Source organism: Arthrobacter sp. ZBG10 (genome assembly GCF_001238605.1).
In the GTDB taxonomy this organism is placed as follows: Bacteria; Actinomycetota; Actinomycetes; order Actinomycetales; family Micrococcaceae; genus Arthrobacter.
In genome coordinates, this window is record NZ_LFQH01000056.1 from 1 (window position 1) to 16,352 (window position 16,352).

Here is a 16,352-nt window from a genome sequence, read left to right on the forward strand (position 1 = left end):
GAATCAAACTGCCATATTCAAACGCCGCAATGGAATCGTTCTTCTCCCTGCTGCAAAAGAACGTCCTGAACCGGAAACGATCGGAAACCCGGTCCGAACTCCGGCTCGCTATCACGACCTGGATCGAGCGCAGCTACCACCGAAAACGCCGCCAACGCGCCCTCGGACGGCTTACCCCCATCGAGTTTGAGACAATAAAAAAACGCGGCCTCAGCCGCGTAAGAAAATATCAACCTCAGCTGTCAACTACACCTTCAGCAGTCCCGGTTGCTGTGCCGGACATCTGTGTGACGGCTTCGAAGGATTGGCCGCCCGCCACCCCGCGATGACCCGACCGCTGATTGAGAGACACGACATGATCGCCGGATAAGGACACGACGGCGCGGTTATCCGTCGCGTTCCGTTCCGCCCAACCGACAGAACTGGAAAAACAGTTTTCCGTGTAACCACCTTCCCTTGTTTCAAAATTTCTGTGTTTCCGTCTTTCTGTAGAAGCGTTGGAGTCTTCGGATCAGTTTCGTGCGCCGACTTGGATATTTGCTTCGGAGAGCGGGGAGTGGCGCTGATCGGTGACTTTGAATCGGACTGGACGAGACTCGGCTCCACCACCGTCCTGCCGTATCGCGAAAGATGACATTTACCTCTTGTATATCACCTGACGGGGGAGTGCTAGGTAATGCGAATCCAACGTTGATTTGGCTGCCTGGTCCCATGACGTCTACGCCGGCGATTGCATACATCGGAACGTCGCTGCGGCGAGAGTGTAAGGCCTGAACTATGACGGGTCCTATCACCTCTGGACTTGCATTGAAGACGCTAAACGTGGTGACCGTGAGTGGTTGTGATGCGTGCAGTGTGGTGACCCCGTACTTTTCCCTGCTTTCCACGGATGCTTCATCTATCCAGTGCAACCCCACGCCCTCAGGGAAAGTAACAAACCGGTCGGGTTCTATTGTCTCTTGGTCCGCAAAGATTTGGCTGTAAACAAGCCTTGCCTGAGCTTCACGCCTTAGCGTCAGGCTGTGCCGGTAAGAACCCGCCGCCACCAACAGTGCCGCAGTGGTTCCCATGGCAGCGATCCAATCGGGCCAGGATCCCGTGTCAACAGACGCAATGAACAATGCCACTGAATTCATTGCCTCTGTGTTTCTTTGTCCGAGGACGTCTTTGGCGCTGCCCGCCCTATCTTTTCTAGCTTCCCGTCCCAACTTCTGCGCCAGTTTGTTCCACCCGAATCCCGGAATGTTAGATCGATCGCTAGGCCGGAGGAAGCAGTCGAACCATCCCAAAGCTTCCAATCCTCTGACCAGTTCAGGCTCACATCTGGGGAGGTGTTCAGAACTTTTCGTTTCTCACCACCGTCGCGAAATATCGCATTCTGCGGGTATAGCTGCGTTTTTTGTACATCATTCACTTGAGCAACGGCAGGGGAGAGGGCGATCCAGCTATCTCGCCAGATTTCGACGCAAGGTTCGGGGCACTGAGGCTGCGTTTCCTTCACCATCACTCGGCAACGTACGTCGTAGACAGGGCCGCTGTTCCCATTGCGGACGTAGACGTAGATCATTGCGCCTGACTTCGTAAGCCATGTAGACACTCGGCCGGCCTCAGCTTGTTCTTCTGCTAGCTTCGCCATTCTGAGCTCAGTGCGGGAATTTTCAACCTCAGCTCCGGCGGCAGATGCTGCCTTCGCGGCATAGACGGCAGCAGCTACGGCACCAGCAAGCAGAAAAAAAGAGACTACGAACGAAGCAGTGGCCATGTTGGCAGATGTCTCAGCCGCGACGACTTCTCGGATTTTCAACCTATCGTCAGTCAATGCCATTGCGGCGGTCAGAAAAATACTCATCATGGCCATAACTAGACCATAAGTGGGCTTGTCGGCAGGGAAGCGGGCAGAGGAAGGTTTTGATAGGACGAATAGGTCATGCTCGAAAACCACCGATTCTAATGCGCTGGCGACACGGTTCCCGTTTCCCCTGCGAGCAAGGCACCCGGCCGCGGCCGAGGAGAACCAGTCTCTGGCCTTCGTTAGCGCGCCTTCTGATCATGATTTCGGCGAGGGTTCTGCGTTAGGTATCTTTTCATCCGGCTCCTCCTTCTCTGCCGCTGCCTCCAGGACTTTGCGCATGGCCTCCATGGTTTCGGGAGGTAGGGTGAGGCCGCTGGCGAGTTGGGCGGTTCTGCGCATGGCCTCCATGATTTCGGGAGGTAGGGTGAGGCCGATCTGGAGCCGGTCCGTTAGATATTTACCAAGGGAGTTTCGCTCCGCAAACCCCGCTTTATCCAACAATTCCCACAGTCTATGATTTGGGTCATCGGGATGTGCCTCCAGCCTGGAAACCTCAAACTTCTGAATGTTCCCATCCGTAGTGAACGATACCGTTCCCGAAGCACGAAGCACTTTGTTGTCGATTGTCAGCATTTCTTCCATGTCGCTGGAGTAACCGAGCACTACCGCTTCCAAATCGACGACATAGTTGGCCGTCCATTCATGTTCGCCGCTCTTGGCTTCATCCGAGAAGTTCCACTTCAGTTCGGGGGAAAGGATCTCATTTACCGCAGCGACGGATGCAGCTGGCTCTAGCGCGACATCCCTGGCAGGGATCGTCATCGTGAGGACCTGCTCGTTCAGCAGCTGTTCCAGTAGGTCGTACTTGACCGCGGCCGTCAATCTATCAAGCTCCTCAGTTGCGATCGGGCCGTAGAGAGCAGAAATGTGCTGTACGAGGGCAGCAAGGTTTGCGGCGTACTTCACTTGATTCTGAAGGCCCAGGCTCGCTAGTTCTTTCTGAAGTTCTTGGTGCAAGGCTTTCGGTATTTGGTCACCATCTTCACCTTCGAGGCCGCCGAAGTCTTTATGGTTGTCGCTGACAAACCAGACCTCATCGTCCGGGTTGTTCCTGGCTGCCTCGATTACGGTGAGCCATATAAGGGTGTCTCGGTAGTTGTCTTTGGTGGCTTTCCCTTGATATGGAGCTTTACCTTTGGATGCGCGTTCTGCGACTTTTGTATGCGAAATCGTAGGGTCGGGCAGCACTTCAGCCCCTAGCTCGGACAGCCTTTTCTTCAGGTCATCTTCATAAGAATCGATGCGGGCCGCGATGGCGTGAACGATCGCGTCTGCGTGCTCCTGCAGTCCGAACTCTCCGACTTTTGCGGTGCTGAAGGTGTTCTTTTGCCTGGTCCACTCCCTCTGAACTGTGTTGGTTGTTTCCATGACAACAACCTCCGGAACCATGATTTTCACTTTCCATTCGTCCTTGTGCGTGGAGAGTGACCTCCACTCATCGCGAGAAAGAAAGGGCGATTTGTGGAGGATATTTGTGTCCAAGATGATGACAATCATTGTTCAAGTATCACCCGTCGATAGGTTACATAGGCTTACCGCTACGTAAGACGGGTGCAGATTGGAAATGACCGTTTGAGGCCATGGTGCCTGCACGGCCTGGCGACCACAAATAGACCGACGGATCCCACGATCAGAACTCGTTGTCATGACCAAAGGGGTTTGAACATGGGGGAGGATGGCATTGACTATTGCAGCGGAAGGACTCGCGGTCAGCGATGCCTGTCAGTGGAGGAAGAGAGCTGGGCGGCGGCACCGCTCCTGCCATCGAGGCGAGCCGCGTACTCAGCGGTGCGTCTCTTGCATGGCGCCCGGTGCTAACTCGGAGCGCTAGCACGCGGTGGCAAAAAGACGTTTCTGCCAGTCTTAAGCTGATCTCAGCAAGAACTTCCCACGTTTGCCTACAGGGGAAAGCGGCATAAGTAAGCCCACGATGCGCCAGCTGGAACGCTATCTCCTGCCTGCGCCCACTCAGGAATCTTTACCGCTGCCGGACTTCCGAACAATACGCAACGAAGCCGTCGATAATCTCAGTGCGGACCTCCTAGACGCGATCTACATTTGCGAGCGACGCCAGGACTGGTACCTCGACTATGCAGCACGCCGCGACCTGGATCCCTTGGAATTTGTCGGGTCGGTAACCCCTCAGACACCCGTTACCCAAGCGGCCGTGCAGATAGCGGAAGCGCTTGGCCTGGACTGGGAAACCAGGAACCGATATGCCAAATGGGAGGATGCTTTATTTGGCCTCGCAACGCTGGCTGAGGACACGCATCCTAGTAATGATCAGTGGCATCGTCGGCTCCAACACCCACCGTGTTCTGGATCCGAACGTCTTGGATAGATTTCGAGGTTTTCGGTTTATGGACTGGCGGCGAGTGCCTAGGCGCGGCGCGGCGAACTCGGCATTTAGGCTGGTGCGCCAGCTGCCGGACTGCAGTACAGGAGGGCCGGCCGTCCGCCAGTCGGCCATTTTTGTTGCCCCTAGGCCCCTGGTCTGAGATCCAGCTATGCAGAACCGCAGGGTTATGTCAGATCTAAGTCTCAAACCGTTCACCAAGGAGGGGGGCAGTCCCACCATGTAAGACCTAAGGAGTGATTGCGGAGGCGCATCGACGTCCCCGACCAACTAAGCCGACGGAAAGACCCACCGCAGCGACGGCGGTAAAAAGTCTGAATCGATTGGAACCCATTTCTATATCCCTCAATATTTGTGATGGCAGTCTGAAAGCCCCCACTATTACTATGGCTACGGAACCGAGACCGGAAGTTTAAGCCAGTACAGAGCATCGCCTGTTTGCTATGCCGAATCCGAGTGCAAGCCTCGCGGCCCTGAGAACCGCCCGCCACAGCTGCCGGCCTGCCGGACCAGGACCGGAATCCCCACCCGGGCCGCATGGTCAAAAAGCTCCTTCCGGTGTCCCGGCCAACCAACCGGCCGGGACACCGGAAGAAAACGAGTCATCCAGTACCGGCGTCAGTTGTACGGCCGCGATCAGTGCTTGGGTTAGGGGGATCGGTCCTAGCTTCGCTCGGGTTGTAGAAGCGTTTTTCTGATTTTTGCTGCTGTCCTGTGGATCATACGTGCCGGTTCAACCGTCCTGCGGACGGCTGCGCAGTCGATGCCTTGTGCCGGCGCTTCGCTTTTCTCCTTAGACAACCCATCCTCTGCCTGCCCTTTGGGTTGCCCCGGTTCCGTCGGGCACAGCTCCGCGATGTTCCACCAGCAGGCAAAATGCGACCGGGGGAGAGGGGACGCTGGCCGGTCACCAAAGCCGCCCAACCCACCGGACCCTCAGCAGAGGACGAGAGAAACCATGAACGATCGCATTGCACGCGCAGCCCTGACCCGACTTTTCGAACCCGGCGACCGTCTCGGTCGGGCTCTCGTAGGCAGGCTCGGCGCGTACGCCGCGTTGAGGCTTGCCACCGGCCCGCAACCCATACACGCCATTCCGGAAGCACTGTCGAAGAACTGTCAGAAGCGTTGGGGCGATGGGCTCCACGGGTTCCGGAGGTCGACCCGGAGAAAGATTTGGCCACCATCGAATGCCTCGGCGGCGAGTTCCTCATCCCAGGAGATGAGCCGTGGCCCGAAGGCGTGGACGATCTGCCCGACGCCCCCGTACGGGCTTTGGTACCGGGGCTACATCGACAACGGCACCCCGGCGCCTTCGAAGTGTGTGGCCCTTACCGGACCCCGGGACTCCACCAGCTACGGCGCCTCGGTGACAGCGGATATGGCATACGGGTTGGCCCAACGAGGAATTAGCGTGATCTCAGGGCTGGCCTACGGCATCGATGCGCACGCGCACCGGGCCGCGTTGGCCGAGAGCCAGGGAGGTTGGCCGGAGGCCTTGACCAGGACTACCATCCGGTAATGCTGGCCTTGCGGCCTCGCCCTTTCCGAGCTCCCGGCAGGTTCCGCCCCGACCTGGTACCGATTCCTGCAGCGGAAAGGACAAATAGATGTATTCGGGGGAGGGCTGGCAGTGCCGCCGGATAGACTCCATCCCATCGGCTCGAATATGGGGGAGTGCAATGGCTAAGCAGGGTTTCACAATGGGCGACACGGTCCCGGGACTCATCATCGACAACGTTGAGGACACCCCGTATGTGACGGGAATGCTGAGTTTTGAGGAACTGAAAGGGATCAGTCTTTTAGTCCCGTTCCTAAATAACACTCCTCAGTTTGCGGCGGTGAGAGGGTGGGTTCGCGAGGGTCGGCCGCCGTCAAACCTACAGTTACTTACTGGCACTGGGCGGTTCACTTTGTATGGTTGCCGCACCTCGGGATCATCGCTTAACTTCGGGGGTCAAGGTTTCTCGACAGTGAGGGTGACGCCGCAAGAAGTCGTCTTTAAGGATCGTGACGGAGACTTTGAAGATGCGTTGGAGGTCACTGAACTTCGCTCACAACTGGACGGGCTCACGGAGTGGACGAGTATGGGAGCCACTTCGTACTCGGTGGTTGCTGACGAGAAAAACCGCGCTCAGAAGATAAGCGTCGAGGTGGAGTCGCCGCCAGCTTTGACCTGGAGTCTTGGAGACGTGACTTTCGAGTTGAGCACTGACTGGAGGACGGACCAAGAGGAGCCGGGTTTCCGCGTCCGTGAGTGGGTTTGCCTGACGACGAAGTATGCAACGTCGCGACCGTGCGCGGACCACTTGGCGGAACAACGCAAGATCGTCGCGCTTCTGACTCTTATGTACGGACAACCCGTAGCATTTAGGCGTCATGAGATAAGGGACTCTCGATTCAATGCCAAAGTTCTCACCGGCAAGGTCGTCCACGTGCCGTTCTTTGAAATGGTGTCCGAGAATACCGTCTCGGACTACTGGCGCCCATTGCCGGGGAAACTGAAGCATCCACTAGCGACTGCTTCGGAGGTTGGAATTGAGGGCCTACAGCGTTGGTTGGCTGAGTTCGAGGAATGGGAGCGTTTGATTCAGCCCGGCGCTGGAACGTTGCGGCGGCCGGAGTCTTACGTCGAGGATCATATTGTGAATGCCTCCGTAAGTCTGGAGGCAGCAGGTCACATACTCGGCGAGGTCGAGGGAGAGCGAGATTCATGGTCGAAGGGGAAGCGGCCTCAGCCCACAACTGCCACCTATGTCTTCCGCAGCCTGTCTACCGTGAATCTGGATTGGTCCGATATAGCAGAGTCCCCGATGGCGCTCGCTAGGGCGGTCGCGAACAACTACAACGACGTCAAGCACGCGAACCGAGGCCCAATGCCTCCGGCCGATCATACTTATGTCGCCGGAAAGGTTGCGCTTCTTGTTGTGCGGCTGTTAGCGCTGCGGCTCATGGAGCCGAGTATGACCTTGACCAAAGCCTTCGGCGAGGATTGGAAGTTCGGCACATTCAAGCAACAGATAATCGACATGAACGTCTACGCCTACGCCGGGGGTAAGTTTGGCCCACAACCGCAGGAAGAGAGCGAGCGCGAAGAAGCGTAAAGGCGGCATGGTGCTGCGCTGATTAAAGCAAAAGGCCCCTCTCGCGGCTTGGAACGACTTACTGGCTGCGAAGAGGGGCCTTCTTTATCAGGGAATGGAGGCGCTAGGGATCATCTCGCCTCGCGGAGATCCCTTGCCCTCGGCGTAAGACGAGGCAGATCCGGCACCAGGGAGAGAGGCCGTCAGGGCGTTGGCGATCGCGTGTAAACGCGCCCAGGGGCTTCTTTAGCTGGCGCTTAGAGCAAATGTTCCCGGAGCGGCGGAGGCGCCAGGAGGGCCGCGCGAACGTGTCCTCCAGGAGGCGGGCGGCCTGGGCGTCCTCGCCGTCATACTTCGAGGCGATCGTCTCCAAGCGATCTACACCCCCTACATCGGCGCGGCAGAGACCGAGAAAAACATGATCGCGGCCATCGCGACCCAGATGATCACCGGAACCGAACACGCCGAAGCCCTGTGGGCCCACGCCCTCACAAGTAGCGGGCCGATTCCCGGACAGGACCGGATCGAGCTGCCGGCAACACTTCAGATCCCCACCGCCCGTGACATGGTGCGCCAAGGTCGCCCCGGACTTGAACCGCGTGGAAATGTAGAAAAGTAGTTTCGTAGAAAACGATGATCCTACAACTCGAGAAAGTCCTGCCCAGGGAGCGCGGTAGGTCGAGTACGACGGACACCCCCAGACAGGACTCCGCTACGGGTCCGCCTCGATTTCGCGGACGAAAACGTTCAGTGGACCGTTGTATCGAGGGATGACGGCAGGAATCGCGTCAGCCGGCCTTGGGTCGCCCGCATCCAGCATGATGGGGATTCCCGAGTCGTCGTCATGACCCCACGCCCACGCCCTTGGCACGGGTCGGTCTCCGGCCCCGTGCGCCATGGCGTGAGCGCGCACATCGACCAGCTGAGCTTCGGCTTTCGCCGTCGTCTCGTGGTCCCATGCAGTTACCCAGACCTTGCTGCCATCACCCAAAAGCATCATGCCAACCTCAAGCATCTCCCCCTCGAGACGCAGGCCCCCACTGTCCGGTGTCCCCAGTAGCACCCGGACCTGAACGGTGCGTCCAGGCCCCGCAGCGGGAAGAGCGACAGTGGCTTTAGGTGGTTGCTCGGGCAGGGGCGGAAGTAACTGAGAGAGCGACGAATCGGGGATTGACAGTAGCAACACGAGCGACCATCCGTTGCCGAGGTCCTCAACGTCGGTCCAGCGGGACAACAGCCGGTCAGCCCCGGGCTCCAACCGTCCGGTTGCTGCCGCCGAGGTCCATGCCATCCGCGTGATGCCGGATTCGTGGAGGCTGAGTTTCAGCTCGGCCATTATTTCTCGCCCGCCGAAGTAGAGGTCTCCCTTCTTCTTGGCACCGACGAGGCTCCACGTCGATGACTCGACACCGCGCTGCGGGTCCTCCACCCGGAAGCGCAGTGTGCTGCCGGGTTTTATCGCAATGGGTTCCTCGGACATGAGGTCTAGTGTGCGCCACCACTCTGATTCGAGCTACCAGCGGGGAAGCACGGACGAATGGTTTCCGTAGTGCGCGGGCGGCGGCCTCCGAGGCCATGGCCAACGGTCCCACCACTTCAGTACGTCGCCCAGCATCCCCAATGTCATCGACGACGTCATTTACGAGGCGGGGGAGGGTCACCAAAAAGCCATCAATGTGCTGCTGGAATCAGGAAAATGGGGTGACCTTACTGAGGTTCTCTTGTGAGGCGGGCTTTATGAGGCACTCCGTAACCAGGCAGAGGCTGAAGCCCATTCTTGAGCGTGCCCGCAGGAAGGATGGTGTGACTGCTAGCCACCGACGGCCGGGGCGCTATCGGTGGCGCCACTTATGAGCATTTATAGGCGTTTCGAACGCTGTAACGACTGCCTGGACAGCCGTACTCATGAGGAAGTGTCTTCTAGCGGCAGCTCGTGCTGCTCGTGCACAGAAGCCAGCGTGAGGGAACGTAGGAGACGACTCTTCTTCACGACTGATTCGCCGGGGCCGGCAAAAGATGAGTAGGTGTCAAAAATCGCGAGGACTCTTTGATCTGGATCCGCTGCTAGCTCTGCGACAAGGGAAAGCAGCGAGTCATCGGCGACTGTTGCCGGGAAGGACCTTGAAGCGACTTCGGGTTTGAACCACATGACACCGAGCGAGTGTTTGAGTCCGTCGACCGTACCGAATGCCCGCTCCGTCGTAAACTCTTCGTGCGCCGAGAGGAGCGCCGTGCGCAAGCGGGTTGCACCCGGGGCGAAAGCTCAACACGGTCCCTGCCAAAATGGCGCTGCCTTATTGAGCCGGGGACCGAGATCACGATCAATGCCCGCTCATTGGGAGGAGGAGGCATCACACCGACCAACTCGTCTGCGACAAGGCTCGCGCAGATAACAGCCACCGCGCGGAACTCCCGCATCGCCTTCGGATGACCTACCGGATGGATGAATCTGTCCAGCTGTTCGATCGATACAGTCGACAACCCAGTGTCGATCGCTCGCTCCTTCAACCAGTTGAGCGTCTTCACAAAACGTCGTGAACTGTCCTTTTCCGAGTCCGCGATCGCACTCGCGATGGGCGTCGACCCACCGGGGGTGGACTTCGTCTTCACCTCAGCGCAAATGATCCGATCGTCTGTCGACGCCACCGGCCACTGCGGAAGGATCATCTGTACGACATCCGAACCAGGAGAAGGCTTCGTGCGATCCTGCTTCAACCGCCACTTCTTAGGATCAAGAACGACTCCCGGATGCTCTCTGGCCGCGTGGAACAGTGCCGTCAGGATCTCACCGAAGTCCCCAGCCATCGTCGATCCACGATCCGGAAGCTTCGACCCAACGATCGCGCGAGCAGACACCGAGGTTTCCGCGACCCGCACCCGGAGAATGGGATTAGATATGTAGCATCGCCGTACCGGAACGCCCAGACGGTCCGCCAACGTGGCAGCTTGCTCCACATCAATTTCAATGACCGTGAATGGACTGCTCTGGGTCGTCGAGAAGACTTCCCCAAAGGCTTCGAAATCAAGCTCCAACTCGAGCACGACATACCCCTATCCGTGCACCCAGTTCACCGAAACATGTCATCGACCAAGCTAGACAATACGAGAAATACGTCAGTACAGCCTGCTAGGTGGACCTGAGAAGCCCGAGCCGCGGGCCTTCGTCGCCCGTCGGGTATCGAGAGTGACCGTCCACGACTTCCCATGCCAAGAAGCATAATCGCGACATCTATCCGAGCGGCAACACCACCCAAGAACGCCGCCAGCTCTATCCAGGCCATTACGTTATGCCCGCAAGCCGGTCCTCCACCGGCCGCCGGCCAGGCCCTTTTAGCGTGACTCAAAAGTGCCGGCTTTGCGGAATTTTTGGATTCCCGTAAGACCCGCCCGTAAAACTGCCCGGTGAAGGTTCCCTAAACGCTACACTCGATCTCATGCTCATCGGTTACGCCCGCGTCTCCACCAATACCCAGGACCTGACCGCTCAGCGCGATGCTCTCGCGGCCGCTGGAGTGGATCCCGACGCTATCTATGTCGACCACGGGTTCACAGGCACTCAACGTGAACGGCCCGGCCTGGGTAAAGCCCTGGCTGCCTGCCGTAAGGGGGACACCCTTGTGGTGACGAAGCTTGACCGCTTGGCCCGGTCGTTGCCTGATGCCAGGGACATCGCGGATGAGCTCACCCGCAAAGGCGTTGCCCTCAACCTGGGCGGGAGTGTTTATGACCCTCACGATCCGGTAGGGAAGCTGCTGTTCAACGTCCTGGGAATGGTGGCCGAGTTCGAAGCGGACCTCATTCGTGCCAGGACAAGGGAAGGGATGGCCGTGGCCAAAGCCAAAGGCCGGCTGCGAGGCAAGCAACCCAAGCTCTCGAAATCCCAGGAAACGCACCTCGTGAGCCTTCATCGGGGCGGGGCACACACCACCACCGAGATAGCCGAACTCTTCGGCGTCGCCCGCTCGACGGTCTACCGCGCCCTCCAGAGGGCAACGCCGCCGCTTATCTGACGTTGGATCCGAGGAAGATTGCATCGGGACTGGCAAATTCTCGCGGGACCTCTCGTCAGCCTTGATGATCTCTTCTCAGGGACTACCTGGCCGTCCACAGCTGCCGCCAGGAGGCCAGATCACAGCAGGCTTGGCGATCCGGGTCTGTTTAGCCTGATAGGGAAGCACAGCGGATCAAATCGACCTCTGTCTAGCCGAAGCAGAGTGAGTAGGACCATGGTCGGGAACTCTAAGGGCGCCACGTCAGTCAGTGCTATTTTCTGCGCCCGAGGCGGCGGCGTAGGGGGACTGAATGTGGACAGTAATCAGGGACAAGTGAATGTGCCGTTCGGCGTCGTGTTCTGAGTGGATGATGAACTCTTGATCAGCGCGGCCGGTGCGTATGAAGTTGGGATGGCTCCTGATGCACTCCGCAGCAGACTCGATTGCAGCTGTGACATCGCGTTTGTTCTTTACGAACAGAATTAGTCCGGCTCTGGTGTCCCGCCAGACGGTGTATCCCAGCAGTTGATTGATGCCGCGAGTAAAAGCTTTAGGACCATTCCACATTTTGCATTCACCGATGAAAGCATCGGCGTTTTCCCAGCGGAAGCAAAGGTCCGTTTTCCCGCGGCCCACAAAGGTCTCCCCGGTGATCGCACCCTTCCATTGAGAGTTCAAGATGAAGAGAAGTATGTCTCGAAGCGCTTCTTCATCTTTGGTGGCCAATGCCCCGGCGAGAACGGGTTGTCGCTCCAGGGCTAACGCAAAGGACCTTATCGTGTTCACAAGTTCGTCCGCGCTTTCGGCGGCCAACATGGCTATTTGGGCGCCTGCAGTTTGACGCCTCTGCAAGGTGGCCATGTTCATCGCGTTAGGTTTCATCGGAATTATGATCGGATCGGGAGCCGGCGTCAGGTGTATGTTCGCGGCTAAGGCAGCTTTGTTGATGCCTTCTAGTTTCGTCGCCCGATCGGTGATGATCTGAGTGACCATAGCGCGGAGGCGGTCTCTGTGTTCACTGATTTTTATGTTGCACTCAGCGGCGGCCGTGCGGATATCCCTCTCAAAATCTGCTTTACAGCTAGCAACCAAGACCATGTCATCCGCATCGGAAGGGGAATTGTAAATCCTGCTGATTACCCACGTTGACGACGTGCGGCTTGAGGTTCCCTGAACGAATGTCTTTGTTAGATCTCCGATGTATGTGCTGGACTCGTTGCATTTTGCGTGAAGTGTTATTTCGGAATAGGAGGAGGTCTCAGTGATGTAGGACGGTGACACTTCAGAGTTATGCCAGATGTAGTCGAGCTTGACTTCCACCAGGTCCAAAGCACACTCCGTGAATATGCTGCCAACCAGAGACTCCGCGCTGTAGGTTGTCAGGTGCGTCTTGCTGATGTGAAAAGCGGAGACTCTCGCTGTGGCTTCGGCGTCTGAGAACGCGGCCTGGAGACGTTCTTCTTTGTTAAACAAGTTTTCCCTCAGTATTGCCTGGAGCAGATCCTCGTAGGTGCTTGCTAGGTGGCTATGTAGGCCGCCCGGGCGGCCTTAGCGGCTTCCCAGTCTTCCTGCAGGTCGGTAATTGTGGGTTTCGTGCTCATGTACTCAGCTGCGTGTGAGTGTCCGGTCATTCGGTCACAAGCGCGCCCAAACAAAGGAGCGATTACTTCGACCGCTGCATCGAACCGGGTGGTGTCGATTTTTGCTAGACGAGTCATCATGATATTTGCGCGATAGCGTTGCGTGACGTTTTGGAGGAGCTCTTGCTCCACGAAGGCCTCGCACCATGCTCGGATCAGATCGTAGGTTTCTTTGATTAGGGCGTCCTGTAAAACAGGTTCCGCCCGAGGAATGGTCTGAAGTTTTGTGTTGACTCTTTTGGCAAGGTCCGCAGGCGTATCGAAACGCGGCTCGACATCGGGAGCGAGAATGCCCTTGGCAGCTCCGCCATCCCTGACCTCGTAAACCTTGACCCGAAGCTTCTTGTTTTGCCGCTCCGAAATCAGGGCCGAGGCAAACATGATGTTGTGAGTTAGCACTATTACCTGGTGACGTTCCGAAAGCTGCTGTATCCGGGCTGCAACTTCATCAAGACGGCGGTAGTCGAGACTGGTCACGGGATCATCGAACACAAGGGGCGCCTTCGTACCCCTCATACGGCTTTCAGCAAGAAAGTCAGCGATAGCTAGGACCTTCTGTTCGCCTTCGGAAAGTATGGAAGACGGCCGGTAGTTAGCGACAGCTTTCTTTCGCTCGGCCCTACCGCTTCTGCCTTGAAAACTTAGGGCAACTTTCGGTGCCCTTAAGCGCCTGCATTCATCAGTGAACAGAGCCTCAAAATTCTTGTTTACCAGGTCCTCACTGGCTAGCTTCGACTGTACCGTCAATTGCTTTGATGCACCGCTGGATACCGAACGGGATAGCTTCTCCAGCTGCTGTGCCCTCTTTGCACGCTGAACGTAGGCTCGGGCGGCGTCGAGACTATTCTGGAGTTCCATACGAGCTTCGAGTTCGACGAGCTCTCTCTGTTTCCTCACCAAGAGAGTCTCCGCGTTGGCTCTGTCGTCAGCTAACTTCGTGTGGGTATCGGTCGCGGCCGATAGAAGTGAGGCGACGTCACGGGCCAAGCTCCCCGCTTTCTCGGGCATCGTCGGGTTGCTAATGGGCCGTTCCTTCGCCGTCTCCTCGATAGTTGTTCGGGCATTGGTCAGAAGAGACACTGCTTCGGTGGCCCATTTGGATGTCTGCTCAACTTCACCCTGAGCTGTCGAATATTGCAGCGCCTGGGTTAGCTCGGTTGCGTCGATGGTGAGCCCCGCAGCCTGCAGAGCCTTCCGAGTTTGTACTACCTGCTGGAGGACAGTCTCATCGAGAAAAGTGCGGTAGCGGTTCAATAGGCTGAGAGCAGCGGGGCTGAGTTCCTGCATGCAGTACAGGCATGGATCACCGTCCTCGGGATATTGGACTTTCTCCAAGTGGCGACGGTAAGCGTCGCCGGCAACAATGAACTTTTGCCATTCTTCGTCCGGATCGCCGAGAAGCTCGGTTGGAGAAAACAGCTGCTCCCGTGCCTCACGTCGCCGTTGCTCTGCCGCCGCCAGTTCTGCTAGCGCACTTTCATATCTAGCTGCATCAAAGCTTTGGATCGCAACAACTACTCCGTGTAGCCGAGCAAGATCGCCCTGAGATTGTTGGGCGTTGGCCACCAGTGCATCGAGGGTGTTTGTGCGGAGGGCGCTCAATTCGCTTTGAAGACCTTCGCGCAGGGTCTCGGCATCCTCAGGGACGGTCGCCAGCATCGACAGCTCTGTTAGATCGGTCGTTGCCCCCAAAGTCTCAATGAGCGGGTACACCGTGGTTTCTCGGGCGAATCGTGCCAGTAGCGAGTTTGTTCCGGGCTTCAACGCCGCAACTTCAGCGGCAATGCGTTGTTGAACGCCTTGGAGCCCCTTTGCGACGTAAGAAAACAAAGCCAGCTCAGCAGGTGTGAAGACATAGCCCAGTTCACTGTCGATATGTAGGGAGACTGCTTCTGCATCAAAGACACTAATGCGTGTAAAAGGAGCAAGACCCGGTTCGTTCTTCCATATCGCCGTTTTCTCTTCGCCCGACTGACGGTACTCGATACATGCCGAAGGAGGAGGGGGTGTAGCGCCATCTGACGCGTGGGCGTTGGGAAGTATGTCTTCAGGTGTTCGGACTGCGGAAATGCGCTTCAAGATGCGCGAATATCCAGTCTTGCCAGAACCATTTTGTCCGAACAGGACAGTCAGGTCGGAGTCCAACGCCAACACCTGGTCGGCAGCAAGCGCGTTCACACCCTTGACGTCGCGGATTTCTGTTAGCTCTAGGCTGTCTTCATCCGTTGCTTCTACGACTTCAAGCTCAAGTTTGGGAACTTCCGGCATTGGCAGATCCGAGAGGCCCTTCTCTGCAAGAAAGACTGAGTAGATTTTTGACAGCGCATCGTCGCTCAGTTCTTTGCGAGAAAGGATCGTCTCAGCAGTGAGGACCCGTACCCAGGCATCTTGCCCATTAGCCCAATTCACCAGCAACCGTCTTGGAGTTGCCTCTCCAAGGTTTACGGAGATTTCGTCCGTCACCATCTGTGTCCCCCCATTGGCGTCGTTGCCGCGATCCGGACTGCCTCGTTATTGAATCTTTCGAATATTCCAAGGATGCCGGACCCCGTGGCCATATCGAGAATCGACACGTAGATGCTGGCCCTCAAATGTGGTCATGCCTGGCCGCCGAGCCAAAAAAGAGCAAGATCCACATCACGGGCTGTCCACGACTTACCGTGATAATGAGCCGTTGCTGCCAGATTCTGGACTATTTCCATGTACCTTCCGTACCGTCCTCGTTTCGCTGAAAGGAAGACCCCGAGTTTCGTCAGCCCTGCTTGGGCACGGCGATCATAAACTGCCATGCGCTCGGGAGCGGCCGCAGTGAGGAGTGCTGAGGCGAGTGCATCGCCGCTGACAAATCCCGGTAATGGGGACAGTGCGGCCCGTCCTTGGGTGGCGGCATCCTGCAGCTCCAGCGAGGTGTCGTTGACGGCGGTGACTGCGGCCGCAGTGATGCTTCGAACTTCGCTGTCGTCGATGACCATGAGATCCCGGACCCACCGGGTATCGGCGCGAAGCCGCTTCCAAAACAGCAAGGCGCCGATATCCACCTTGCCGATGTCGCCGGAGAAACGTATCCGTTCGGAAACTTCGTGGAGAACCTCGTCATAGGCCGGTGAAACACTGGTGTGTAAATCGGTGTGCGCTTTAGAGAGGAGACCCCAAGCCGTACTGTCCAAGAGGGTGGGGGCAGAGGTTGTGGATGACATGTCTCTAAGTTTCCACGGAAAAATTCACACCGGGCTGTGAATCGCTGCAGCGAGCATCCGAGGGAAGTAAACGGTTCCAGCCAGAAAAAGTAAAAGGCCTGCAACAGCAGGGTTCGGAAACCTGAAGCGACAGACCGTTGCTCCCTGCCTGGGGCGAGCTCAATTTGCGCGTCGCCTTGCGGCCGCGAAGAAAGCTCAAAAAACCCGCGGCCAAATTCTCCTGCTCAGAAAG

At 57.4% G+C, this 16,352-nt stretch carries 10 protein-coding genes and 1 pseudogene; 4 read left to right on the forward strand and 7 right to left on the reverse strand.

What is annotated here, in order from left to right; translation table 11 throughout:
• Positions 1–197 (forward strand): annotated as a pseudogene (locus tag ACU18_RS19340) (integrase core domain-containing protein); the annotation flags it as partial.
• 935 nt (positions 198–1,132) lie between these two features.
• On the opposite strand, the gene ACU18_RS19680 reads toward ACU18_RS19340, so the two are convergent.
• Together ACU18_RS19680 and ACU18_RS13920 are read right to left on the reverse strand one after the other, a co-directional pair.
• On the reverse strand, positions 1,133–1,858 hold the full coding sequence (locus ACU18_RS19680; RefSeq protein ID WP_157407712.1) for a hypothetical protein: 726 nt from the start codon (positions 1,856–1,858) through the stop codon (positions 1,133–1,135).
• A gap of 189 nt (positions 1,859–2,047) precedes the next feature.
• Positions 2,048–3,349: a PIN domain-containing protein gene (locus ACU18_RS13920; protein ID WP_050686455.1), complete on the reverse strand. Its 1,302-nt coding sequence runs from the start codon at positions 3,347–3,349 to the stop codon at positions 2,048–2,050.
• A gap of 2,081 nt (positions 3,350–5,430) precedes the next feature.
• Here ACU18_RS13920 and ACU18_RS20440 point away from each other — a divergent pair.
• Positions 5,431–5,730: a DNA-processing protein DprA gene (locus tag ACU18_RS20440; protein ID WP_231686089.1), complete on the forward strand. Its 300-nt coding sequence runs from the start codon at positions 5,431–5,433 to the stop codon at positions 5,728–5,730.
• Between the two features lie 160 nt (positions 5,731–5,890).
• Positions 5,891–7,312 (forward strand): hypothetical protein, encoded by a 1,422-nt coding sequence (locus ACU18_RS13930; RefSeq protein WP_050686457.1) that lies wholly within the window; start codon positions 5,891–5,893, stop codon positions 7,310–7,312.
• A 691-nt stretch (positions 7,313–8,003) separates the two neighbouring features.
• On the opposite strand, the gene ACU18_RS13935 is transcribed toward ACU18_RS13930, so the two are convergent.
• Complete coding sequence (locus tag ACU18_RS13935) at positions 8,004–8,771, reverse strand: hypothetical protein (protein WP_050686459.1); 768 nt, start codon at positions 8,769–8,771, stop codon at positions 8,004–8,006.
• Positions 8,772–9,355: 584 nt separating this feature from the next.
• Positions 9,356–10,333 carry a Hachiman antiphage defense system protein HamA gene (locus ACU18_RS13940; RefSeq protein ID WP_050686461.1) on the reverse strand — a complete coding sequence of 326 codons (978 nt, stop codon included), beginning with the start codon at positions 10,331–10,333 and terminating at the stop codon, positions 9,356–9,358.
• Between the two features lie 392 nt (positions 10,334–10,725).
• Between ACU18_RS13940 and ACU18_RS13945 the strand changes: the two genes are divergently transcribed.
• Positions 10,726–11,301 carry a recombinase family protein gene (locus tag ACU18_RS13945; RefSeq protein ID WP_050686463.1) on the forward strand — a complete coding sequence of 192 codons (576 nt, stop codon included), beginning with the start codon at positions 10,726–10,728 and terminating at the stop codon, positions 11,299–11,301.
• A gap of 243 nt (positions 11,302–11,544) precedes the next feature.
• On the opposite strand, the gene ACU18_RS13950 is transcribed toward ACU18_RS13945, so the two are convergent.
• The 3 genes from ACU18_RS13950 to ACU18_RS13960 form a co-directional block, all read right to left on the reverse strand.
• Complete coding sequence (locus tag ACU18_RS13950) at positions 11,545–12,756, reverse strand: hypothetical protein (protein WP_050686465.1); 1,212 nt, start codon at positions 12,754–12,756, stop codon at positions 11,545–11,547.
• A gap of 44 nt (positions 12,757–12,800) precedes the next feature.
• On the reverse strand, positions 12,801–15,389 hold the full coding sequence (locus ACU18_RS13955; RefSeq protein ID WP_082178339.1) for an AAA family ATPase: 2,589 nt from the start codon (positions 15,387–15,389) through the stop codon (positions 12,801–12,803).
• Positions 15,390–15,520: 131 nt separating this feature from the next.
• Positions 15,521–16,120 carry a hypothetical protein gene (locus tag ACU18_RS13960; RefSeq protein ID WP_231686090.1) on the reverse strand — a complete coding sequence of 200 codons (600 nt, stop codon included), beginning with the start codon at positions 16,118–16,120 and terminating at the stop codon, positions 15,521–15,523.
• Between the last annotated feature and the right edge of the window lie 232 nt (positions 16,121–16,352).

Coding starts and splice junctions, on each gene's coding strand:
- ACU18_RS13945 (WP_050686463.1), top strand. CDS start 10,726: ATGCTCATCGGTTACGCCCGCGTCTCCACCAATACCCAGGACCTGACC.
- ACU18_RS13960 (WP_231686090.1), bottom strand. CDS start 16,120: ATGTCATCCACAACCTCTGCCCCCACCCTCTTGGACAGTACGGCTTGG.
- ACU18_RS13935 (WP_050686459.1), bottom strand. CDS start 8,771: ATGTCCGAGGAACCCATTGCGATAAAACCCGGCAGCACACTGCGCTTC.
- ACU18_RS13930 (WP_050686457.1), top strand. CDS start 5,891: ATGGCTAAGCAGGGTTTCACAATGGGCGACACGGTCCCGGGACTCATC.
- ACU18_RS13920 (WP_050686455.1), bottom strand. CDS start 3,349: ATGATTGTCATCATCTTGGACACAAATATCCTCCACAAATCGCCCTTT.
- ACU18_RS19680 (WP_157407712.1), bottom strand. CDS start 1,858: ATGGCCATGATGAGTATTTTTCTGACCGCCGCAATGGCATTGACTGAC.
- ACU18_RS20440 (WP_231686089.1), top strand. CDS start 5,431: ATGAGCCGTGGCCCGAAGGCGTGGACGATCTGCCCGACGCCCCCGTAC.
- ACU18_RS13955 (WP_082178339.1), bottom strand. CDS start 15,389: ATGGTGACGGACGAAATCTCCGTAAACCTTGGAGAGGCAACTCCAAGA.